Genomic DNA, 20,931 nt, shown 5'->3' with positions numbered 1-20,931 from the left:
CTCTGATGCCTCCAAAAGCGGGCAGGAGCGGCACCGGCCCCATGGCCGGTGCCGCTCCTGCCCGAGTATTCACTTAACCAAAACCCAGAGGAGAAATCGTTCATGCTGAATGTCGGAGAGATGCCCCCGTTCTGGCGCTGCCGTACCATGTCGCCTTTTCTGCAAACCGCACAGTGAGGTCAGCCAGACGGAAGCTGTTGTGGAGGGTCAGCTCAAGATTGTCCTGCATGAGCGAGACCTGAGCCTGGGTGAGGTCCTGCAACGATCGGCATTGGACGAGCTTATTCCATCCATCGAGGTTCGTCTGAAGCCGCTTCTGGCTCATGCGCAGGCACTCCTGCGAGAGATCCTGCATGCTGGTGGCCACATTATGCGCGCTATCTGTTCCCATGCGAACGACATTGTCGACGCCATCCAGGCTGCTCCGGACCGCAGGGCTCATGCCTGCAGGAGCACGGACTTCGACCTGCTTCGCGTCGCTGAGATTGGCCAGTTCGTCCTCAACCTTTTCTGCGACCGCTTGAGCCTCCTCATCGCTAAGCACCTCGAGAACGGCCGGGAGAAGCTGTTTCCGATCATCCCGAATATGCCGCTGGAACGCCTTGCGCAGCTCGGCGACCTTGCCGAGAAACTCGCTGCTGCTCTTCTGCATGCGCTCGAGTTCGCCCAGCAATGAGGCTGTCTCCTCGTTATCGTTGATGGAGGCGCTGAGCAGGTCTTCCATCCCATGCCTTTGAAGGATGGGGAAAAGATGCTGTTCCTGCAGGCCGGCGAGAAGCTCCAGTTCGTCCTTCAGGTCTGCGAAGATGCGCTCACGTGTTTTGGTCGCGCTGTCGGAAGTGGCAAGGATTTTGTCGAAAAGCTCATTGGCCCTATCGGGCGGCGTTTGGCTGAAATGTTTTGCTGGCATCGTCTTTCCTCGTGATTGTGTAAAATGAACAAACTCGAACGCGCTCGGCTCATGCGCCACAGCCGGAATCATCAAGCCCACGCCAAGTTCCCGGACTCAATGGCGCACTATGCAATTCCTTCGCTACTCGATGCGACTTCACCAGCAAACCATGACCTGAATACGACAGGCTTCATGAGGAGGTCGCAATCTTTGGCGAACTGCAACTGGGGGAACCGCAGTTATGGAAGATTGGTGTGCCGATCTGCAATTCCGGCTGCACCCCATGTCCGCCGCACATCAGGACGAGGTCGGGCTGCTGACATGAACGTGCGGAGCATGTGAGTTTTATCTCAGGCGCAGCGCTCCTGAAGCAGTGGCGATAACAGTTCTGATCAGCGCGCGGCGGTCATTCCGGCTGCTTCCGGAACAGGGCTCTTGGTGAGGGTGATCTTGCTGGCGCTCCGATCGCACGAAACGGTGACGAAACCATCTGAGGCCTGGATGCGAGCTGTCACGACATCGTTCGTGTTAACGAGCTTGACAGGTTGTTCATCCATCTCTTGCGCAGCTTCGCTGATGATTGAGAGGCATTCACCGAAAGGCATGGAGGCGATGCGGGTGTCGGCAGACTGGGCCTGAGCGCCACCCATTGCTATCGCACTGAAGGTGCCAGCCAAGATCATCATCAGAAGGGAGCGCATCAGTCTATTCTCCAACGCACGGAAGATCATCACGCCCGAGGTTTGCCCGCTGTGCTCTATCGCACAGGGAAAGAACGTGTCGCAGCACGGGGCCGTTCCTCGCCTCAATGTCGCAGGGAAGTATCCGCCGGTTGTGATAGATCCTACCTTTCGTGCGTTAGCAGAAATTGAATCCTGGCGCTGAAAAGCTAAGTTGCTTCTTCTTCGGCCATATTTCAGCCGCTCGATTCCTTCTGATTGCCAAGAATCTGGCGCCCACGCCGTTCGGCCTGTTCCAAAGCCTCGGCCAGGAGACGCCGGCCCTGTAACAGGGCCTGCTCGTCAGGCGTGGTTAGGCTCAAAGCAGAGAGAATCTTGTCCGCTTCCGTTTCATGGCGAGTGTCTGGCATAGGCATTCCCTTTCCAAGCTCTGCCGGTGGAACTGCCGAACTTCACCTCAGGTTCCTGGCTGAAGTCGAATGCTCTGCTCGCTGTCAGAATCTTAGCCTCAAAAGCGCCTACCTTGGCCTTTAGATCCCCCAATGCACTGACTGGGACCTACCAGCCTCCAGAGTTTGTAAGATACTTACATTCATCAAGCAGAGATCTCATGATTGCCGATGCGCGAGCCTCATTCCGGGGCTGTGACAATTAGTGTTTTGCGTATGGCCCTGCCTGCCGGCTTGTTCGTGGTAGGGCTACCCAATCGGCGTTCATTCTATTGCGCGTTCAGAGATGATTCATCGCAACATTGACAGTCATGACCCCATGACAGGCGAACCAGATCCCTTGAAGGATGCTCTCGATCTTCAGAACCGGGTGAGGTCCTTGAGGGCATTGCTCGAATTGCAGCGCTGGCAGATCGAAGTGCTCAATGACAGGCTCTACCCAGCCGATCCGGGTGGGATCGCGGCGAGGCGGCTGCTTGCCCTTAAGCGCAGTGATGCTGAGAAGCTCCAGGCCCCTCAGGCCGTTAACGACCCCTGATGCACTTGCCCAGCCAAAGACACAATGAAAAGGCCCGGTGACATCGCCGGGCCTTTTTGTTTCGGAGAACGTCGGGCGATCAGTTGAACTTGTAGTTCACGCCTGCGCGCAGCACGCCGAACTCCGCATCGCGGTCGATATTGACGCGACCGCCGCGGTCGTAATTGTCCTTCGTGTCGATATCCACATAGAGGCCTTCAACCTTGGCGGTGAAGTTGTTGGTCACCGCGTATTCGACGCCGGCGCCGATGGTCCAGCCCCAATTGACTTCATCGCCGGAATGATGGCCGAGGACCGGGTCTGTGCCCCGGTTGCCGCCGACATCGCCGTAAGCAAAGCCCGCGGTGCCATAGACCAAGGCGCGGTCGAAGGCTACGCCGGCGCGAGCGCGGATGGTGCCGAAGAAACCGTCGGAATCACCCGGGTAGTAGGTCGTGCCGTAGGAGGCGCCCTTGTTGCCGACGGCGGCATACTGGAGATCCGTCTCCACGCCTGCGACGAACATGCCGAACTGATAATTGTAGCCGACCTGACCGCCGCCCACGAATCCGCCGTGCCGTCGGCCGGGAATGCTGCCGAAGGTCGGATCATAGAAGCGGCTGTCGCCCACGTTCCAGCCATAGCCGGCATTCAGGCCCGCATAGAAGCCTGTCCACGTGAAGACGGGGAGCGCATTGTAGGATGCAGCAGGGGAGTAGCGGGATGGAAGATCGGCCGCCTGGGCGTTCGAAGCCGCGAGGCCGAGAGCCGCTGTGGCAGCGAGCAGTCCAAGAGCAGATTTGCGCATGATCGTATTCCGTACCTATGAGCTAGAAATCGCTAGGCATTAATTGCCTGTCGCCGAGTTCATAGAAGAATATGAGAGATTGTTGCAATATGTTTGGGTGTAACCACTCAAAACATGATTGATGCTTTATGAATGTTTACTGTTCATCAACCATGATACGGGGGTACGGGTTGAGGTCGACCGGCGATTATGGGCAAATCGCAACGTGACGTTAGGCCTTCCAGCCTCAAGTTCAGAGACAACAACTTGGCCTCATCCTTGTGCGGATGAGGCCTTTTTCTCCAGGACAGAGGTTGTCGGTTCGACAGGTGGAGAACCCTTCAGGGCGCGTTCGACGCGAGGACCTGAGCACGTCGGGCAATCGCATCGACATCGGCGCTCATGGCAAGCCTGTCGTGGTCAAGGTCAATCACCGGAAACCAGTCGGCCTCGAGCGCGTCATCGCCTGCAACAGGCTCTCCCGAAATCCAGCGGCAGCGGACGGCGATCAGGATGTAATGCTGCTGAACTGCTCCGGAAGGATCAGGGACCAGGATGTCGAGCGTGGTGATGATGTCCTGAGCTTCCGCATGGACGCCCGTTTCCTCCAGGAGTTCCCGGATGGCTGCGGCCAGGACCGTCTCGCCGAACTCGATTTTCCCGCCGGGGAACCCCCATAGGCCGGCATCGGGCGGATTGGCCCGCCGGACCAGCAGAGCCCGATCCTCATGGATGACGACGGCAATGACGGCTGGAACGGGTGATGGAGACATGAAAAAGGCTCGGCCGATGTGGCCGAGCCTTAGCGCATGATTCGGCAACCGGATAGCGTGATTAGCGCCCCGGCCGCTGGATAGCCGAGTGCAGGGGCTCCAGGCTCTTGGTGAACCAGAGCGCCGTCGACTCCGCAATGTCCTTCCACTGGGCGGAAGCCACCTCGTAGGCCTGACGCGTCGCTTGGCTGTGCGCCTTGAGGGCCTCGGGGAGGGGGGCAGGGCTGATCGCCGACCGCCAGAGGTCGAGAGCTGCGCTGCTCTGGACGTTCAGGGCATCGATGATCTTGCCATTGACCTCCAGGGCGCCCTTGGCCGACGCAGTCACGGCCTCGCCGACGGCTTGGCGGAAGACGTCGCTCTGCTTCTTCGCCGAGGAGAAGAGAGCCTCCGTTGCAACGGGCTCTACCTCAAGTGCCTTAGGCTGCGTCGCGGGCTTTGCAGCCGTGACCGCCTCCAGGGCCATGGTGGCTGGAGCAGCCGCCAGCTCGATGAGATCGGCTTTCAGCTCAGGGCTGGCGGCCTTCGTTGCACTCTTGGCTCGTGGCTTCTTCGCTTCCGCCATCGTAAGGTCCTCGCGGGGCTGTTGGAGAGTGTCTTACTTCTTGGAGCTCGGCTGCTTCATGGCCGACTGCGCCATGGAGCCGAATTCCTTCATCTGGGCCTGCATCGCCTCGAACTGGCTGCGCACGAACTCAGCCTGGATCTGCATCGCCTCCTGCATGTCCTTGGCGCGAACCATCCTCTGGGCGAGGTCGAAGGCCGCGTTCAGGTTCTGCTCTGTATAGGTAAAGGTCTTGCGGGCGGCATCGCGGGCGCTGGTCTGAACCGTGGCGGCCGAACCTTCGAATGTGTCGGCCGTCTTCTGTGCCGCGCTCATGAAGCCGTCGATGGCCTTGCGGGCCTGCTCGACGCTCTTCTCTGCGAAGTCGCGCATCTCCGGGGGAATTTCGTAACCTTGGGGCTGGTTCGTGGCCATAACATGCTCCTTGTTTAAGGCATTTGTGCAGTGCAATATCACATTGTGCGCTGCAAAATCAACTCCTTTGTGCCTCGCGCTATTAAGGTTACCTCAAAGTAAACGGATTCAAGGGTTCTGCCTTGCATGCTTGACCGCAGATATTAGTCTAGAAGCCTAATCAGAAGAGTTTCTGCAGCAGTCGTGGCAAGGACCGTTGATGACGGGTGGCCCCAATCCCTTTGAAGCATTGATCGCGCGGCTTGCCGCCGAGCCGGACCTGGGTCTGCTCGCTGCGCCGGGCGCGGTCGTGTTCGTCTGGGATCGCACAGGGGAGAGGCTGCTCTGGGCGTCGCCTGGCGCCGAAGGATTGAGGAGCGCTGCCGCTGGCGGCTTCGAGCGGGTGACTCGCGATGCTCGCACCCGTGAACGCATCAAGGCCCTCGCCAGCGGCCTTGCCCGTCACGAGGGCGTTCGGGTAGAGCGCCTGAGGCTCGATCCCGCTCGTCCTTGGCTTCCGGTTGCCTGCGCCTGCCGTTTGGCGGCATTGGACACCGGGGAGGCCGTGCTGGTGACGGCGTTGACCGGATCAGCGAACAGGGCCGGGCGCCCTCGCGCTCTTCAAGCCGCGGACGAGAATACACCGGCTCAGAAACAGGTCTCTGACGTTTCTGACAATTCCGCTCCTCGAGCAGACCGGCCCCGCGGCACAATCCGCTTTGTCTGGCACGCGGACGCGCAGACCCACTTCACGGACGTCTCGCCGGAGCTTGCCCAGGCTGTCGGACCTGTTGCGGCCGATATTGTCGGGAAAACCTGGGACGAGGTGGGCCGCTCGGTTGTCGAAGATTCCGATGGTGCCGTTGCAGACCTGTTTGCCCGCCGGGATACCTGGAGCGGACAGACTGTCTTCTGGAATATCGACAACACATCTCTACAGGTGCCTGTCGATTGGGCCGGCATGCCTGTCTTCAACGCGGACCGGGAACTGACCGGCTTCCGGGGCTTCGGCCTGCTGCGCATGGACGCTGCGCGCGAGCGGAAAGCCATTGGGGGACCAATCGAGGGGGCGGGGAGCAGCCAGGACGATCTGATCGCCCAAAGCCTTGTTCCTGATGACACCTTCCCGTTCCGTCCACCGGAGGAAATGCCCTCGCGAGAGCCAGAGGCCGAGAGTGAGGCGCCCGATGAGGACAACTGGTTCACCAATCTTCGGGAGCAGGTCGCGGAAGCTCTTTCCAGCACCGCCCCCCCGGAACCTGCGCCGCAACGCAAGCTCGTTGACAGGCAGCCTCCAGGATCGACTCTTTCCGACGCCGAGCGAAACGCCTTTCGGGAAATTGCTCGCGCGCTCGGCGCCCGCCTGGAGGATGGGTCAACTCAGGACGAGGCATCGGATCAGCTTGGTGGTCGCAAGGAAGCCCCGCCGGCTGCTGAGAGAGATGTTCCCCCTGTGCCGGCAGCCCCTCCGGCCAGCGGCGACCCCATCCTCGACCGGCTACCGATCGGCATCCTGGTCCATCGCGGAGAGCGCATTCTCTTCGCCAACCGTTTTCTGCTCGACCTCACCGGCTATGGGAGCATCGAGCAGATCCGGGCTGATGGCGGCCTCGTGCATCTGTTTCGCGGCTCACCCGCGCTCGGAGGTTCGGGCGAGGAAGACTCGGCTCTCGCGCTGACCACCCGCAGCGGTGAGAACATCGCCGTCGCCTTGCGTGCCTCGTCGGCCGAATGGGACGGTAGAGAGGCGGACCTTCTGGTGATCCGCAAGGCTTCCAAGATCGATCTTCCTGCGCCTTCGTCCCAGGACAGCCGGATCCACGAGCTGGAGGCGATCCTCGATACGGCGACCGACGGCGTGATCGTGCTCAACGAGACCGGGCGCATTCTCTCCCTCAATCGATCCGCCGAGGCGCTCTTCGGCTATGATGAGCGGGCGGTTGCGGGCGATGCCATCACGGTGCTGCTGGCGCCGGAGAGCCACATCGTCGCCCTCGATTATCTGGAGCGCCTGCGCTCGCCGGGCGTCGGCAGTCTGCTCAACGATGGGCGCGAAGTGCTCGGCCGGGAGCGCCAGGGTGGATCCATTCCGCTCTTCATGACCATGGGACGCCTGGGCGATGGCCCGGAGCGCCGCTTCTGCGCGGTTCTGCGCGACATCACCGCTTTCAAGAAGACCGAAGGCGAGCTGATCGGCGCCAAGCATGCGGCCGAGGAGGCCAGCGCTCAGAAATCCGATCTTCTGGCCAAGATCAGCCATGAGATCCGCACACCCTTGAATGCCATCCTCGGCTTTGCGGAGGTCATGCTCGAGGAGCGTTTCGGCCCGGTCGGCAACGATCGTTACAAGGAATATCTCAAGGACGTTCACGCCTCCGGCTCCCATGTGATCAGCCTCGTGAACGACCTCCTGGATCTCGCCAAGATCGAGGCGGGGCGCCTGGAGCTCTCGTTCACAGGAGTCGGTCTGAACGACCTTGTTTCCAGCTGCGTTTCCCTGCTCCAGCCGCAGGCCGCCCGCGACCGCATCGTCATGCGCATGAGCTTTGCCCCAAAGCTGCCGCCGGTGGTGGCCGACGAGCGCTCCATGCGCCAGATCGTGCTCAACCTCGTGTCCAACGCCATCAAGTTTACCGATGCGGGCGGACAGGTGATCGTATCCACAGCCATGACGGATCGGGGCGAGGTGGCGTTTAGGGTGCGCGACACCGGCATCGGCATGACGTCGGAGGAAGTCGAGGCCGCTCTCGAGCCCTTCCGCCAGCTCGCGACCTCGCGCAAGCGCGGCGGCACAGGGCTCGGGCTTCCGCTCACCAAAGCGCTCGTCGAGGCAAACCGGGGGGCAATGCAGATTTCCAGCCAGCCGAGCGAGGGCACCCTGGTCGAGGTGATCTTCCCGCCGACGCGGGTTTGGGCACAATAGTGCCCGGTTTCGTTCTGCGAAACGCCATGCGTACAGATATGGAGGCGGTCGCCCGGTTGCACCGCCACGTGCGCAGAACCTGTCTGCCTTATCTGCCGGAGCTCCACACGCCGGAGGAGGATCTGGCTTTCTTCGAGCGGCATGTTTTTCCACCCTCCACGATCTGGCTTGCCGAGGACGAGGGTCGGTTGATCGGGTTTGCCGCCGTGAAGCAGGATTGGCTCGATCATCTCTACGTCGACCCGGTGTGGCATGGCCGCGGGGTTGGGCGCGCCCTTTTGATGGCCGCCCAGAAGGATGCGGAGGAGCTGAGCCTCTGGACCTTCCAGGCAAATGTGCAGGCGCGCCGTTTCTATGAACGCCACGGTTTCAGACTTGTCGAGCTGACCGATGGCTCCGGGAACGAGGAGTGCACCCCGGATGCGCACTATCGGTGGACGCGCCTTCCGGCCGGGGAGGGCGAAGATCATCGCGTTCATGAGACTGACACTCGCTCGTGATCGTGTGCGTGGGATCAAAGCAGCCGGGGTGACTTGCGCTTGTAGCCGGCCGCAATAGGTTGTGTTGGGCTCACCCTCCCCGGAATGTCCACGAGACGAAGGATTCTCATGTCTACCTATCGCCTCGACAAGCTCCTTGCTCCGCGCTCGATTGCGGTCGTCGGCGCGAGCCCGCGTCCCGGCTCCCTCGGCCTGACCTTCCTGCGCAATCTCATTGCCGGTGGTTTCGAGGGCGATATCGTGTCTGTCAATCCCCACCATGTGGAGATCGAGGGGAGGGCGTGCTTCCCGTCCTTGGCAGAGCTTCCGGAGGTTCCCGATCTCATCGTCGTCGCGGTGCCGCCGGAGAGGGTGCCCAGCGTCATCGAGGAGGCCGGGCGTGCAGGCGTGAGCGTTGCCATCGTGGCAACCGCCGGCATGGGTTATGGCGAGGGCTCCTTGAGCGAACAGGTCAGGCTCGCGGCGCGCGCCCACGGGCTGCGCGTGGTCGGGCCCAACTGCATCGGCGTGCTCGCCCCCCGGGCCAAGATGAATGCGAGCTTTGCGGCTCACAGCGCCAAGCCGGGCGATCTGGCGCTCGTTTCCCAATCGGGTGCCATCGCGGCAGGTCTTGTCGAATGGGCCGCGCAGCGGAATGTCGGCTTCTCGGCCATTGTCTCGCTTGGCGACAAGGTCGATGTCGATTTCAGCGACTGCCTCGACTTCTTCTCCGCCGACAGCGGCACGCGGGCGATCCTGCTTTACATCGAATCCATCGACAACGCGAAGAAGTTCATGTCTGCGGCCCGCGCTGCTGCCCGCGTGAAGCCCGTGGTGGTGATCAAGGCCGGTCGGCATGCGCAAGGCGCGAAGGCCGCCGCCACGCATACGGGGGCGCTGGCAGGCTCCGACGCAGTCTATGATGCGGCCTTCCGCCGGGCCGGCTTGTTGCGCGTGCTCGACCTCGACCAGCTCTTCGCCGCGGCGGAGACCCTGGGGCGGCAGAAGCCGTTCCCTGGCAGCCGATTGGCAGTTCTTACCAATGGCGGTGGTATCGGAGTTCTCGCCGTCGACCGGCTGGTAGATCTCGGCGGAACGTTGGCCACCATCTCGGAGACGACCCGCAATTCGCTCGACGCCATCCTGCCGCCGACCTGGTCGAAGGCGAACCCCATCGACATTATCGGCGATGCGAACCCTGAGCGTTATGCTGGTGCCTTGGAGGCACTGCTTGCCGATCCGGAGAACGATGCCGTTCTCATCCTCAATGTGCCCACGGCCGTGGCCGGAGCTTCCGAGGTGGCCTCCACCATCGTGAGTGTCGTGAAGAAGGACCGGGCGAGGGGCTATCGCCAGAAGCCCGTCTTCGCCGCCTGGATCGGTGAGGATCCGGAATCGGCCCGGGTGTTCGAGGAGGCGCGGATTCCGCACTTCGCCACGGAGGCCGATGCCGTGCGCGGGTTCATGCAGCTCGTGCGCTACCGTGAGGCCCAGAACCAGCTGATGGAAACCCCGGACGACCTTCCGGATGATTTCCAACCGGATACGGAAGCCGCTCGCGTCATCATCGATCACGTGGTTTCGCAGAACCGCCGCTGGCTCGATCCCCTCGAGGTCAATGCGCTGCTGAGGGCCTATGACATTCCCACCGCGCCGGTCCTGCTCGCGACGACGCCGGACGAGGCCGCGGAAGCCGCGCGGCCGATCCTTGCCGAGGGCGGAACGGTGGCGGTCAAAGTTCTCTCGCCGGACATCGTGCACAAATCCGATATCGGAGGGGTGAAGCTCGATCTCACCACCGAGGAGGCGGTGAGCAGGGCTGCCGCCGACATCTTCGAGCGGGCGGCGCGCCTGAAGCCGGGGGCGCATGTCACCGGCGTCACGGTGCAGCCGATGGTGCGCCGGACCAAGGCTCGCGAGCTGATCATGGGTATCGCCGACGATCCGTCCTTCGGCCCTGTGGTGCTCTTCGGGCGCGGCGGCACGGCCGTGGAGGTGATCAATGACAAGGCACTCGCCCTGCCGCCCCTCGACCTGAAGCTCGCCCACGATCTCATCGCACGGACCCGCGTGTCGCGCCGCCTCAAGGCCTATCGCGACGTTCCGGCGGCCGACGAGGGGGCGATTGCCCTGACGCTCGTGAAGCTTGCCCAGATGGCGGCCGACCTGCCCGAAATCCGCGAGCTCGACATCAACCCGCTGCTCGCCGACCAGACGGGCGTGATCGCGGTCGATGCCCGCGTGGCGGTGGCGCCCGAGACCCGCAAGGGCAGCGGACATCCGCGCTTTGCGGTGCGGCCCTACCCGAAGGAATGGGAGCGCAATATTGGGCTGCGCAACGGCAGGAACGCGTTCGTGCGGCCCGTGCGAGCGGAGGACGAGGACGAGTTCAGGCGCTTCTTCGAGAAGATCACCCCGGAGGACCTTCGCCTGCGCTTCTTCGCGCCGGTGCGGGACTTCAGCCATACCTTCCTGGCGCGCCTGACCCAGCTCGACTACGCCCGCGCCATCGCCTTCGTGGCCTTCGACGGGGAGACGGGCGAGATGATGGGGGCGGTCCGCCTCCACGCGGATGCGAACCACGAGACTGGGGAATACGGCATCCTGCTCCGTTCCGATCTCAAGGGCCTCGGCCTCGGCTGGGAGCTGATGCGCCTCATGATCGAATGGGCGAAGGTTGAAGGCCTGCGCGAGGTCGAGGGCCAGGTGCTGCGCGAGAACTCCACCATGCTCGACATGTGCCGCAGCCTCGGTTTTTCGATCCGGATCGATCCGGACGATCCGGAACTGCGCCTCGTGACCCTGCCGATCGCCTCGATCGAGGAGCCCGGCAAGCTGGCCAAGTCGACCTAAAATGAAAAAGCCCGCCGTGTGGCGGGCCTCAAATTTCTACAGGAGCCTCATCCTGAGGAGGATTGCGTGAGCAATCCGTCTCGAAGGGTGGGGCGCCTCCAGTGCTCTCTGAAACCTCCTTCGAGACGCCTGCCGCGCAGGCTCCTCAGGATGAGGTTGGTTCCATAGAGCGCAAAGGCTCAGTGCCCATCGTCGAGTCCGCCGATATGCTTCTGGGCATAGAGTTCGACGCCGATCTGCTCGACGAGGTTGATCTGGGTCTCGAGGAAGTCGATATGGCCTTCCTCGTCGGCCATCAGCTCCTCGAACAGGTTTTTGGACACCCGGTCGCCGATGCTGTCGCAATAGGCGGCTGCTTCGCCGTAGAGGTTGCGGGCTTCGTATTCCGCCGCCAGGTCGGATTCGAGGATTTCCTGGATGTTCTGGCCGATCCGCAAAGGATCGAGAACCTGCAGGTTGGCAAAGCCCTCAAGGAAGATGATGCGCTCGATGAAACGATCCGCGTGGTGCATCTCCTCGATGGATTCCTTGCGCCAGGTCTTTGCAAGCTCCTTGTAGCCCCAATCGTCCAGGAGCCGGTAGTGCAGCCAGTACTGGTTGACCGCCGTCAGCTCGCTGCGCAGGCCGCGATTGAGATACTCGATTACCTTGGGATCGCCCTTCATCCTACCCTCTCGTCCAAACGGCGCCGATGCGCCGGACCATTCCTTAGCGCATCGTGTGGAAAAGTGGAGACGGTTTTCCGCTAGAACGATGCGCAAGTTTAAAACATGAGCATCGGATCGATCCCAAAAGTACAAATCCACCTTTGGGTCCGATGCTCTGGAGGATTTGTGAACTAGGGTAAAAGCCCCTTTGTTCAAAGGGTGGGCTCGGCCGCCGCCTTTTCCAGGGTCGTCGGGCAACAGCCGCGGTTACAGGCCGCGATCGGCTCCACGCCCGCTGCGGTCAGGGCCTGGTCCATGATGGCGCGGATCGTCCGGGCGCAGCGCCCGCAATTGGGGCTGCAGCCGAGACAGCGATAGACCTGCGCCGGAGTGCGGGGGCATTCCGGACCCGGCTTGAGGCAGGCTTTGACATCGCCGTCGGAGAGGATGTTGCAGGAGCAGACGATCATTTGTTGTTCTAGTTTAGAATTACTAAAAAGTACCTTTGATTTCAAAGACTTATACGAAAAAGAAGCCGGGCGCCAGCGCCAACTCCTGTGCCCAGATGTCACGGTAGGGAAAGAGGGTTCAGCCCAGGCGCCTGAACAAGCCCGGGTAGTCGAGCACGAAGCCGTCTTGGTCCACGGGCAGATCGGCGGTGAATCCGTCCTCCAGGTTCTCGAAGCGGTAGAGCGAGCCTGCATCGAGCGCCGTATAGCGCTGGTTCGAGGGAAAGACAGTCAGATCGGGCAATGTGATGTAGCAGAGGCGGATCTCCGTACTCTCGCCGGATTCGAGATCAAGCCGCCGGATGGGCAGGGTGTTCGTGATCGGAGACGCCTGGATATCGACGTCGATGCAGCCTTGGAGGTCCGGTCGAACCTTGCCGTTCTCCTGCCAATGCCCTTGGCTGTCGCTGGCGAGATGCAGCACATGCCCGGCAGTCGTCCTGAGGACGGCCTCCCTGGTGCGCCACAGGGCATCGAGCCTGAGGCGATAGGAGAGGCCGAACTGGGCCTCACTCTCTCGGGCGATCACCACGCCGGAAATATCGAGCCCGCCATCGGCCGGCCGTATATCCACATGCTCCAACCCCGCCTCACAGCCGTCCCAGGCCGACCAGCGGATGGTGCGGAAGATGAGTGTCGGGATGGACATGCCGGGGCTCCAAGCTGTGCAGGACCATTATGTGCCAGCTTGAAGCCTTGTCGACTCAGGGCCTTGTCTACTCCCTCACCTCCACATGCAGCCGCCGGGGACCGTGGGCGCCCAGCAGCAAGGGCTGCTAATGCTGTCCGGCTCCTTGCCGGCTTGCCCATGACGAGCTTTGCAGCTGAAGGGCTGGGACGCTATCATGCGTCGGCGTCGCTGGAGGGACGCCTTCGGCGCGACAAGCATCCTATCCTTGTTGGATGGCGGAACCCGCGGGAGGACGTGTCGATGACCTCCGATATTGATTGCCTCGACGCCGCCGTCGTTGGTGGCGGATGGGCCGGACTCGGCGTGAGCTATTACCTGGCGCAAGCTGGACTGCGTCATTGCGTGCTGGAGCGCAGCCGGATCGGCGAGACCTGGCGCACGCAACGCTGGGATAGCTTTCGCCTGAACACCCCCAATTGGGCCTCGATGATGCCCGGTGACCGATACGACGGCCCCGATCCGGACGGCTTCATGACGCGCGACGCATTCGTTGCGCTCCTCGAGGACTTTGCCGCGCGAAACCACCTGCCGGTGGAAACGCGGACCCCTGTAGCGGCTCTCGCCTTCGATGGCGAGCAGGACAGGTTTCGTCTCGAAACCAGCCGAGGCGCGCGATGGGCGCGCAATGTGGTGATTGCGAGCGGCAGCTTGAACCGTCCGCGTCGCCCGAAGCTGGCCGCCGGCCTGTCCACCAGCCTCCTGCAGCTCGACGCGTCGGAGTATCGAAACCCCGCATCGCTTCCGGCAGGCGCCGTCTTGGTCGTCGGCAGCGCACAATGCGGCGGCCAGATCGCCGAGGACCTGGTGCAGGCCGGTCGCAGGGTCTTCCTCGCCACGGGTCGGGTCGGGCGTGGGGCGCGTCGCTACCGGGGCCATGACATCGTGTTCTGGTTTACGCGCGGCGGCCTCTTCGATGTCCCACGAAAGGACTTCGTCGATGCTTCGGGCTACATCATGGGACGGCCGCTGCTCGGCGCCGGCCGCACCCTCAGCCTGCAATCGCTCAGTGCACAAGGGGTGGTTCTTCTCGGTCGCCTGGTTGGGGTCGAGGATGGATGCCTGACCTTCGCGGGCGACCTTGAGGCGAATGTCCGCTTCGGGGACGAGGTGTCGACAAGGGTGAAACGTTCCATCGACGACTATATCGCAGCTAAGGGCATCGATGCACCCCCGGCGGACGACGATCCCGCCGAGACGATCACCCCACGCCTGCCCGATCCGCCCATCCTCTCGCTCGATCCGTCTGAGGATGGCATTGCGGCGCTGATCTGGTGCACCGGGTTCGAGGGGGACTTCGGATGGGTCCGGGTGCCGGGTGTGCTCAATGCCCTCGGCGAGCCGGTGCACGAGGAGGGCGTCACGGCACAGCCCGGTCTCTATTTTGCAGGTCTGGATTTCGGCTCCACCCGGAATTCCGGTACCCTCCTGTCGCTCGCCAAAGAGAGCCAACAATTGGTCAGCCATCTCCTGGCGCGCCATGCGCCGGCTCATTGAGGCGACTGTAACTCTTTGTGAGCCCTGGACACAGCGATAGCCCCCTCTCCCACCCGGGAGAGGGGGCTATCGCTCATTGTTCAAGCTTGCTTTCAATCCCGCACCACCACCACATGCAGCCGCCGGGGACCGTGGGCGCCGAGCAGCAGGGTCTGCTCGATATCGCCGGAGCGGGACGGGCCGGTGATCCAGTTCACCGTGCGCGGCATGCTGCCCTTGCCATAGGCGAAGCGCACCCGGTTCCAGACGGATTCATAGTCGCCAGCGATGTCCTTGGCCGAAACCACGATGATGTGGTTGTCGGGCAGGAAGTTGAGGGTGGAGGGGTTGTCCGCGCTCGAGACCATGGCGAGCGTGCCGGATTCGGCGATGCCCCCGAAGGCGTGGCTCACCGCGTTGAGATCGCGGCCCTCGCTCGGCCCGTGGGCGATCTCGAGCGCCGTGTCCGACCAGGGCATGGCGTTCAGGCGCGGATCGTCGCCCATGCGCAGGGTTGCCGGCAGATTGTGGTTGCGCAGGAAGAGCGCGATGGATTGCGGCACCTCCGCGGCGGAGGAAACCTCCGTCACTGTGGCCAGCGAGGTCTCGACCATAGTCTTGAAGAGCGCAATCCGCTCCTCGCCCGAAACCTGCCCGCGCTTGGGGATCACACCCTTGGGCGAGCGCTCCAGGCGGTCCGCCACGATCTGGTGACGGATCTTCTCAGTGCCGTTGACGCCGAGCGAGCGGCGGATATTGGCGAAGATGTCGTCACGGGCGCTCATGCCGCCCTCCCGCTGCGTTCGCGCTTCCAGCGCTGCTGGAACGTCTCGCCCTGCGGGGCCGGGAAGTCGCGGTATTTCGTCCAGCCTTTCGCCATCGGCAGCCAGGTGAAGCGGCCGCGCTGGCGGCCAGCGAAGCTCAAGGCACCCATCGCCGCGCGGGTCGCGAACCGGTAGAGGCCCGGACGCTTGGCGAAGAAGCCCCAGAGCTGGAGGCCGGAGCGCACTGTGGCGGGCGTCAGGTGCCGCTCGAATTCCCGCTCGCGCCAATGGCGCATGAGCTTGGGCAGCGGAATGCGCACCGGGCACACGCTCTCGCAGCGGCCGCAGAACGTGGAAGCATTGGGCAGGTGGCCTGCCTTGTCGACGCCGATCAGCGATGGCGTGAGCACCGCGCCCATGGGGCCGGGATAGACCCAGCCGTAAGCGTGCCCGCCGACCGCGTGATAGACCGGGCAATGGTTCATGCAGGCGCCGCAGCGGATGCAGCGCAGCATCTCCTCGAAGGCCGTGCCGAGCATGGAGGAGCGCCCGTTGTCGATGAGAACCACGTGGTAGTTCTCCGGCCCGTCCGCATCCGTGCTGCGGCGGGGGCCGGTGGAGAAGGTGGTGTAGACCGACATCTCCTGGCCGGTCGCCGAGCGGGCGAGCACGCGCAGGAGCTGGCTCACGTCTTCGAGCGTCGGCACGAGCTTCTCGATGGACGCCAGAACGATATGGGTCTTCGGCAGGATCTGGGTGAGATCGCCGTTGCCCTCATTGGTGACGATGATCGACGTGCCGGTCTCGGCCACGAGGAAGTTGGCGCCGGTGACCCCGACATCCGCCGCGAGAAAGCGCTCGCGCAGCACGGCGCGGGCTTCGGTGAGCAGCTGCACAGGCTCGGAGAGATCGCGCTTGGCGTCGAGATGGGTGTGAACGCGCCGGAAATCCTCCTCCACTTGAGTGGCGTTGAGGTGGACGGCGGGTGCGATGATGTGGCTCGGCAGCTCGTTGCGCAGCTGGATGATGTATTCGCCGAGATCGGTCTCGACAGGCGTGATGCCGTTCGCTTCCAGGTGGTGGTTGATCCCGATCTCCTCCGAGATCATGGACTTGCCCTTCGTGACCGTTTTGGCGTTGGTCTCGCGGCAAATTCCCAGGATGATCTCGCGCGCCTCCGCCGCGTCGCGGGCGAAATGCACATGCCCGCCGGACGCCTTCACCTTCTCCTCGTAAGACTCGAGGTAGAGGTCGAGGTGCTCAAGCGTGTGGTTCTTGATGTCGCGAGCCGCATCCCGCAGCGCCTCGAATTCCGGCAGCTTGTCGGCGGCCATCTGGCGCTTGTCGATGAAGCCCTGCTTCACGTTGCCGAGCGCCTTCTGCAGCTGATGGTCGTTCAGCGCCCGCGCGGCATTCTGCTTGAACTGAGGGGAGGTGGAATGAACGGTCATGAATGATGTCTACTTGATCGCTTTGGCTTTTGCAGCACCGATCGGCGGCTCGTCGGTCATGCCGGCCAGAACCTCGGCCACGTGGCGCACTTGGATCGACCTGCCGTCACGGCTGAGCTTGCCGGCCATGTTCATGAGGCAGCCGAGATCGCCCGCGAGCACGGTCGGGGCCTGAGTCTCCTCGATGTTCTTGGCCTTGGCTTCCACGATAGCGCCGGAGATGTCGCTGTACTTCACCGCGAAGGTGCCGCCGAAGCCGCAGCAGACATCGCTGTCCTTCATCTCGACCAGGGTAAGGCCTTCGACGCTGGCAAGCAGCTTGCGCGGCTGGCGCTTCACGCCGAGCTCCCGGAGCCCTGAGCAGGAATCGTGGTAGGTGACAGCACCGTCAAAGGCAGCGCCGACCTTCGTGACGCCTAGAACGTCGACCAGGAAGCTGATGAGCTCATAGGTCTTGCCTGCCAGGGCATCGGCCTTGGCGCGCCAGTTCGGGTCCTCCTCGAAGAGTTCCGGGTAATGTGCCTTGATCATGCCGGCGCAGGAGCCCGAGGGGGCGACCACGTAATCGTATCCCTGGAACGCCTCGATCAGCCGCATGGCGAGATCGCGCGTGGTGCCCCGGTCTCCCGAGTTGTAGGCGGGCTGGCCGCAGCAGGTCTGGACGGGCGCATCGACGACGCAGCCGGCATCCTCCAGGAGCTTCACGGCCGCGAAGCCCACGGACGGGCGCATCAGGTCGACCAGGCAGGTGACGAAGAGGCCCACCCGGGGGTGAGCCGGGCGGGCTGACGACGGCGTGGCGCTCATTGGGTGGCCTTCTGGCCCTGAGCGTTAAACTGCTTCAGATAGGCCACGAGGTCGTTGATGCGCTGCTCATCCTTGAGGCCGGCATAGACCATCTTGGTGCCGGGGATCTTGGCCCGCGGGTTCTGGATGTACTCCCGGAACGTGGGCTCATCCCAGGTAATGCCGGAATTCTTGTTGGCAGGGGAGTAGTTGTAGCCCTCGACCGATCCCGAGTGGCGGCCGAAGAGCCCGTTCAGCACGGGGCCCACCGCGTTCTTGGCGTTCTCGCCTACCTGATGGCAGGCGCGGCATTGGGCAAAGACCTTCTCGCCGGCGGCGGCATCCTGAGCCTGTGCGGAGCCGAGCCCGGCGAGAAGCAGGGCAGCGGAAAGAACGAAGGAACGCATCAATAACTCCTTTGCTGGACACCTGTCCCATCCTAGAGCATCAGACCCAAAAGTGGACCCCACTTTTGGGACCCATCCGATGCCAAATTCTTTAAAGAGTGCATCGTTTAGGCAGAAAACCGGATCCACTTTTCCGCACGATGCGCTAGAGAGATTCTACATTATTGGAAAAGGCTCACAGGGAAAGCCGCCTTATTGTTAAGGTAGCCATTCCTCGAGCGCAGGCGATGATCCTCAAAGGAGGGTTCCATGACCATTGCATTTCCCAAGCCGGACCAGGCAGTTCTGGCGCGTCGGCGGGAGATCATCGAGGGGCTGGGGCGCCTTGTCGCGTCGGAGGCCCTGATCGTCTCCGAGGATGAGCGCCGGGCCTTCGAGACCGATGGCCTGACCGCCTATCGGCAGATGCCGCTCGCGGTTGTGCTGCCCTCCACCACGGAAGAGGTCTCGGCCGTCATGCGCTTCTGCCACGAGAATGGCGTGAAGGTAGTGCCGCGCGGGGCAGGCACGTCCCTCTGCGGCGGGGCGATCCCGCAGGAAGACGCCATCGTGCTTGGCGTCGCCAAGATGAACCGGGTGATCGACGTCAGTTTCGAGGGACGCACCGCGCGGGTCCAGGCCGGCATCACCAATCTCGGCATCAGTCAGGCCGTGGCCAATGAGGGCTTTTTCTACGCCCCCGACCCGTCGAGCCAGCTCGCCTGCACCATTGCCGGCAATATCGCGATGAATTCCGGCGGCGCCCATTGCCTGAAATACGGCGTGACCACCAACAACCTCTTGGGCGTCACCCTGGTGATGCTCGACGGCACGGTGGTGGAGATCGGCGGCGAGCATCTGGATGCGGCCGGCTACGACATCCTCGGCCTCGTCTGCGGCTCGGAGGGGCAGCTCGGCGTCGTTACGGAAGCCGTGGTGCGCATCCTGCGCGCAGCGGAAGGCGCACGGCCTGCGCTCTTCGGCTTCGAGCGGGTGGAGGATGCGGGCGCCTGCGTGGCGGCGATCATCGGGGCCGGCATCATTCCGGTGGCGCTCGAATACATGGACAAGCCTGCGATCCAGATCTGCGAAGCCTTCGCCCATGCAGGTTATCCGCTCGATGTGGAGGCCATGCTGATCGTCGAAGTCGAGGGCTCGGACCAGGAAATCGACGACATGCTCCGCCGCATCGTCGCGATCGCCGAACCGTTCCGGCCGAAGACCATGAAGGTCTCGCAATCGGAGGCTGAGAGCGCGGCGATCTGGAAGGGCCGCAAGTCGGCCTTCGGCGCCACGGGGCGCGTCGCCGACTACATCTGCATGGACGGCACGATTCCGACCGGGCAGCTGCCGTACGTGCTCAACCGCATCGACGAGATCGTGAAATCCTACGGGCTCGGCGTCGCCAACGTGTTCCATGCGGGCGACGGCAACCTGCATCCGCTTGTCATGTTCAACACCAATGTGCCGGGCGAGATGGAGAAGGCCGAGAAGGCCGGCGAGGACATCCTGAGGCTCTGCGTCGAGGTCGGCGGCTGCCTCACGGGCGAGCACGGGGTCGGTATCGAGAAGCGCGATCTGATGACCCACCAGTTCAACCCTGTCGATCTTGAGCAGCAGATGCGCGTGCGCGGCGTGTTCGACCCGCGCTGGCTCCTCAATCCGGCCAAAGTGTTTCCGCTCGAAGGAAGGTTCGCCGCGTGACCACTCACACTCCCCGCGACGAGCAGGACGCCTCCATCATCATCCGCGACGCGGCCGACAAGGGTACGCTTTTGAACGTTGCCGGCAACGGCACCAAGGCCCCGATGGGGCGCCCGAACCAGACCGACGCCTCGATCTCGTCCGCCGCCCTGTCGGGCATCACCCTCTACGAGCCGGCCGAGCTTGTGATCTCGGCCCGCAGCGGCACGCCCGTGCCGGAGGTCATGCGCGTTCTCGCGGCAAAAGGCCAGGAGCTTCCCTTCGAGCTCATGGATTACCGCTGGCTCCTCGGCACAAAAGGCGAGCCCACCATCGGGGCCGTTGCTGCCATGAACATCTCCGGTCCGCGCCGGATCATGGCGGGGGCGGCGCGGGACAGCCTCATCGGCGTGCGTTTCGTCAACGGGCGCGGCGAGGTGGTGAAGTCCGGCGGGCGCGTGATGAAGAACGTCACCGGGCTCGACCTCGTGAAGCTCATGGCGGGGTCCTGGGGCACGCTCGGCTTTCTCACCGAGGTGACCTTCAAGGTGCTGCCCAAGCAGGAGCGCATGGCCACCCTGGTCATCCGGGACCTCGACGACAGGCAGGCCATCGAGGCCCTGTCGCAGGCTCTCGGCTCGCCCTTCGATGTGACCGGCGCGGCGCATATCCCGGCGCGCAACCGGAGCGGCGGCAGCACGCTGATCCGGCTCGAAGGGTTCCGGGTCTCCGTCGATTACCGCATGAACGAACTGAAGCGCCTCCTGAAGCGCTTCCGGTTCATGGACATTCTCGAAGGTGTCGGAGCCGAGGCGCTCTGGCAGTCGGTGCGCGATGCGACGCTACTGACGGATCAGGGCAATCGGGCCATCTGGCGGATCTCCACCGCGCCGACCAAGGGGACCGACCTGGTTGCCCAGGTGGCGCAATCTCTCGATGCGCAATGGTTCTACGATTGGGGCGGCGGCCTCGTCTGGATCTCGACGCCCGTCGAGGGCGATGCCGGTGCTTCGGTGCTGCGCGAAGCGACCAGATCCTATGGTGGACACGCGACTCTCGTCCGTGCGCCCGCTGAAGTGCGCTCTACCCTCGATGTGTTCGAACCGCAGACCGACGCGCTGATGACGCTGACCCGCGGCATCAAGGCTTCCTTCGACCCGGCTGGGATCCTCAATCCCGGGCGGATGTATGCAGGGGTGTAGTCAATGCGTGGAATGAGCGTAATCTGAA

General features: G+C 63.1%; 21 protein-coding genes. 7 read left to right on the top strand and 14 right to left on the bottom strand.

The features are described from left to right. Positions 1–100: 100 nt before the first annotated feature. The 3 genes from FHR70_RS10715 to FHR70_RS10705 all read right to left on the bottom strand — a co-directional run bounded on the left by FHR70_RS10715 (position 101) and on the right by FHR70_RS10705 (position 1,982). Complete coding sequence (locus tag FHR70_RS10715) at positions 101–982, bottom strand: phasin family protein (protein WP_210277561.1); 882 nt, start codon at positions 980–982, stop codon at positions 101–103. 302 nt (positions 983–1,284) lie between these two features. Continuing rightward, on the bottom strand, positions 1,285–1,593 hold the full coding sequence (locus tag FHR70_RS10710) for a hypothetical protein (RefSeq protein WP_183449873.1): 309 nt from the start codon (positions 1,591–1,593) through the stop codon (positions 1,285–1,287). Between the two features lie 215 nt (positions 1,594–1,808). Continuing rightward, the gene (locus FHR70_RS10705; protein ID WP_183449871.1) at positions 1,809–1,982 is read right to left on the bottom strand and encodes a hypothetical protein; all 174 of its coding nucleotides are present in this window, start codon (positions 1,980–1,982) and stop codon (positions 1,809–1,811) included. 358 nt (positions 1,983–2,340) lie between these two features. Between FHR70_RS10705 and FHR70_RS10700 the strand changes: the two genes are divergently transcribed. Further along, entirely contained in the window at positions 2,341–2,559 is a 219-nt protein-coding gene (locus tag FHR70_RS10700; RefSeq protein ID WP_183449869.1) for a hypothetical protein, read from the top strand. A 79-nt stretch (positions 2,560–2,638) separates the two neighbouring features. Here FHR70_RS10700 and FHR70_RS10695 read toward each other — a convergent pair whose 3' ends face one another. The 4 genes from FHR70_RS10695 to FHR70_RS10680 form a co-directional block, all read right to left on the bottom strand. Next, complete coding sequence (locus tag FHR70_RS10695; RefSeq protein ID WP_183449867.1) at positions 2,639–3,346, bottom strand: outer membrane protein; 708 nt, start codon at positions 3,344–3,346, stop codon at positions 2,639–2,641. Between the two features lie 320 nt (positions 3,347–3,666). Continuing rightward, the gene (locus FHR70_RS10690; protein ID WP_183449865.1) at positions 3,667–4,098 is read right to left on the bottom strand and encodes an NUDIX hydrolase; all 432 of its coding nucleotides are present in this window, start codon (positions 4,096–4,098) and stop codon (positions 3,667–3,669) included. A 61-nt stretch (positions 4,099–4,159) separates the two neighbouring features. Then, a complete protein-coding gene (locus FHR70_RS10685) occupies positions 4,160–4,663 on the bottom strand; it encodes a hypothetical protein (protein ID WP_183449863.1) in 504 nt (167 codons plus the stop codon). A gap of 33 nt (positions 4,664–4,696) precedes the next feature. Next, positions 4,697–5,077: a phasin gene (locus FHR70_RS10680; protein ID WP_183449861.1), complete on the bottom strand. Its 381-nt coding sequence runs from the start codon at positions 5,075–5,077 to the stop codon at positions 4,697–4,699. A 199-nt stretch (positions 5,078–5,276) separates the two neighbouring features. On the opposite strand from FHR70_RS10680, the gene FHR70_RS10675 reads away from it, so the two are divergent. The 3 genes from FHR70_RS10675 (at position 5,277) to FHR70_RS10665 (ending at position 11,311) form a co-directional block, all read left to right on the top strand. Continuing rightward, on the top strand, positions 5,277–7,979 hold the full coding sequence (locus tag FHR70_RS10675) for a PAS domain-containing sensor histidine kinase (protein ID WP_183449859.1): 2,703 nt from the start codon (positions 5,277–5,279) through the stop codon (positions 7,977–7,979). Positions 7,980–8,005: 26 nt separating this feature from the next. Continuing rightward, entirely contained in the window at positions 8,006–8,479 is a 474-nt protein-coding gene (locus FHR70_RS10670; protein ID WP_183449857.1) for a GNAT family N-acetyltransferase, read from the top strand. Between the two features lie 108 nt (positions 8,480–8,587). Further along, positions 8,588–11,311 carry a bifunctional acetate--CoA ligase family protein/GNAT family N-acetyltransferase gene (locus tag FHR70_RS10665; RefSeq protein ID WP_183449855.1) on the top strand — a complete coding sequence of 908 codons (2,724 nt, stop codon included), beginning with the start codon at positions 8,588–8,590 and terminating at the stop codon, positions 11,309–11,311. A 179-nt stretch (positions 11,312–11,490) separates the two neighbouring features. Here FHR70_RS10665 and bfr read toward each other — a convergent pair whose 3' ends face one another. From bfr to FHR70_RS10650, 3 genes are all read right to left on the bottom strand, one after another. Beyond that, positions 11,491–11,976 (bottom strand): bacterioferritin, encoded by a 486-nt coding sequence (gene bfr, locus FHR70_RS10660; protein WP_183449853.1) that lies wholly within the window; start codon positions 11,974–11,976, stop codon positions 11,491–11,493. 194 nt (positions 11,977–12,170) lie between these two features. Further along, positions 12,171–12,428 (bottom strand): (2Fe-2S)-binding protein, encoded by a 258-nt coding sequence (locus tag FHR70_RS10655; RefSeq protein ID WP_183449851.1) that lies wholly within the window; start codon positions 12,426–12,428, stop codon positions 12,171–12,173. 118 nt (positions 12,429–12,546) lie between these two features. Beyond that, complete coding sequence (locus tag FHR70_RS10650) at positions 12,547–13,116, bottom strand: putative glycolipid-binding domain-containing protein (RefSeq protein ID WP_183449849.1); 570 nt, start codon at positions 13,114–13,116, stop codon at positions 12,547–12,549. 282 nt (positions 13,117–13,398) lie between these two features. Here FHR70_RS10650 and FHR70_RS10645 point away from each other — a divergent pair, with 282 nt between their 5' ends. Beyond that, positions 13,399–14,652 carry an NAD(P)-binding domain-containing protein gene (locus tag FHR70_RS10645; RefSeq protein ID WP_183449847.1) on the top strand — a complete coding sequence of 418 codons (1,254 nt, stop codon included), beginning with the start codon at positions 13,399–13,401 and terminating at the stop codon, positions 14,650–14,652. Positions 14,653–14,744: 92 nt separating this feature from the next. Here FHR70_RS10645 and FHR70_RS10640 read toward each other — a convergent pair whose 3' ends face one another. Genes FHR70_RS10640 through FHR70_RS10625 form a run of 4 tightly spaced genes read right to left on the bottom strand, consistent with a single transcriptional unit; the run spans position 14,745 to position 18,039 of the window. Beyond that, positions 14,745–15,416: a LutC/YkgG family protein gene (locus FHR70_RS10640; protein ID WP_183449845.1), complete on the bottom strand. Its 672-nt coding sequence runs from the start codon at positions 15,414–15,416 to the stop codon at positions 14,745–14,747. Beyond that, positions 15,413–16,846, bottom strand: coding sequence for a LutB/LldF family L-lactate oxidation iron-sulfur protein (locus FHR70_RS10635; RefSeq protein ID WP_183449843.1), 1,434 nt, complete (start codon positions 16,844–16,846; stop codon positions 15,413–15,415). The genes FHR70_RS10640 and FHR70_RS10635 overlap by 4 nt, the downstream gene beginning before the upstream one ends. Positions 16,847–16,855: 9 nt before the next feature. Then, on the bottom strand, positions 16,856–17,653 hold the full coding sequence (locus tag FHR70_RS10630; RefSeq protein WP_183449841.1) for a (Fe-S)-binding protein: 798 nt from the start codon (positions 17,651–17,653) through the stop codon (positions 16,856–16,858). Then, positions 17,650–18,039, bottom strand: coding sequence for a c-type cytochrome (locus tag FHR70_RS10625; RefSeq protein WP_183449839.1), 390 nt, complete (start codon positions 18,037–18,039; stop codon positions 17,650–17,652). The genes FHR70_RS10630 and FHR70_RS10625 overlap by 4 nt, the downstream gene beginning before the upstream one ends. Positions 18,040–18,288: 249 nt before the next feature. Here FHR70_RS10625 and FHR70_RS10620 point away from each other — a divergent pair, with 249 nt between their 5' ends. Continuing rightward, entirely contained in the window at positions 18,289–19,722 is a 1,434-nt protein-coding gene (locus FHR70_RS10620; RefSeq protein ID WP_183449837.1) for an FAD-linked oxidase C-terminal domain-containing protein, read from the top strand. Next, entirely contained in the window at positions 19,719–20,903 is a 1,185-nt protein-coding gene (locus FHR70_RS10615) for an FAD-binding protein (RefSeq protein ID WP_183449835.1), read from the top strand. The genes FHR70_RS10620 and FHR70_RS10615 overlap by 4 nt, the downstream gene beginning before the upstream one ends. The last annotated feature ends 28 nt before the right edge of the window (positions 20,904–20,931 follow it).

It is taken from the genome of Microvirga lupini, from assembly GCF_014191055.1.
GTDB classification, from domain to species: Bacteria; Pseudomonadota; Alphaproteobacteria; order Rhizobiales; family Beijerinckiaceae; genus Microvirga; species Microvirga lupini_A.
This window is presented reverse-complemented; position numbering and strand designations above follow the sequence as displayed.

Bases quoted from the DNA above. Each gene is read 5' to 3' on its own strand.
- FHR70_RS10625 (WP_183449839.1), bottom strand. From the start codon at position 18,039: ATGCGTTCCTTCGTTCTTTCCGCTGCCCTGCTTCTCGCCGGGCTCGGC.
- FHR70_RS10715 (WP_210277561.1), bottom strand. From the start codon at position 982: ATGATTCCGGCTGTGGCGCATGAGCCGAGCGCGTTCGAGTTTGTTCAT.
- FHR70_RS10650 (WP_183449849.1), bottom strand. From the start codon at position 13,116: ATGTCCATCCCGACACTCATCTTCCGCACCATCCGCTGGTCGGCCTGG.
- FHR70_RS10675 (WP_183449859.1), top strand. From the start codon at position 5,277: ATGACGGGTGGCCCCAATCCCTTTGAAGCATTGATCGCGCGGCTTGCC.
- FHR70_RS10700 (WP_183449869.1), top strand. From the start codon at position 2,341: ATGACAGGCGAACCAGATCCCTTGAAGGATGCTCTCGATCTTCAGAAC.
- FHR70_RS10690 (WP_183449865.1), bottom strand. From the start codon at position 4,098: ATGTCTCCATCACCCGTTCCAGCCGTCATTGCCGTCGTCATCCATGAG.
- FHR70_RS10630 (WP_183449841.1), bottom strand. From the start codon at position 17,653: ATGAGCGCCACGCCGTCGTCAGCCCGCCCGGCTCACCCCCGGGTGGGC.
- FHR70_RS10645 (WP_183449847.1), top strand. From the start codon at position 13,399: ATGACCTCCGATATTGATTGCCTCGACGCCGCCGTCGTTGGTGGCGGA.
- FHR70_RS10620 (WP_183449837.1), top strand. From the start codon at position 18,289: ATGACCATTGCATTTCCCAAGCCGGACCAGGCAGTTCTGGCGCGTCGG.
- FHR70_RS10680 (WP_183449861.1), bottom strand. From the start codon at position 5,077: ATGGCCACGAACCAGCCCCAAGGTTACGAAATTCCCCCGGAGATGCGC.
- FHR70_RS10635 (WP_183449843.1), bottom strand. From the start codon at position 16,846: ATGACCGTTCATTCCACCTCCCCTCAGTTCAAGCAGAATGCCGCGCGG.
- FHR70_RS10655 (WP_183449851.1), bottom strand. From the start codon at position 12,428: ATGATCGTCTGCTCCTGCAACATCCTCTCCGACGGCGATGTCAAAGCC.
- FHR70_RS10670 (WP_183449857.1), top strand. From the start codon at position 8,006: ATGCGTACAGATATGGAGGCGGTCGCCCGGTTGCACCGCCACGTGCGC.
- FHR70_RS10640 (WP_183449845.1), bottom strand. From the start codon at position 15,416: ATGAGCGCCCGTGACGACATCTTCGCCAATATCCGCCGCTCGCTCGGC.
- bfr (WP_183449853.1), bottom strand. From the start codon at position 11,976: ATGAAGGGCGATCCCAAGGTAATCGAGTATCTCAATCGCGGCCTGCGC.
- FHR70_RS10685 (WP_183449863.1), bottom strand. From the start codon at position 4,663: ATGGCGGAAGCGAAGAAGCCACGAGCCAAGAGTGCAACGAAGGCCGCC.
- FHR70_RS10665 (WP_183449855.1), top strand. From the start codon at position 8,588: ATGTCTACCTATCGCCTCGACAAGCTCCTTGCTCCGCGCTCGATTGCG.
- FHR70_RS10710 (WP_183449873.1), bottom strand. From the start codon at position 1,593: ATGCGCTCCCTTCTGATGATGATCTTGGCTGGCACCTTCAGTGCGATA.
- FHR70_RS10695 (WP_183449867.1), bottom strand. From the start codon at position 3,346: ATGCGCAAATCTGCTCTTGGACTGCTCGCTGCCACAGCGGCTCTCGGC.
- FHR70_RS10705 (WP_183449871.1), bottom strand. From the start codon at position 1,982: ATGCCAGACACTCGCCATGAAACGGAAGCGGACAAGATTCTCTCTGCT.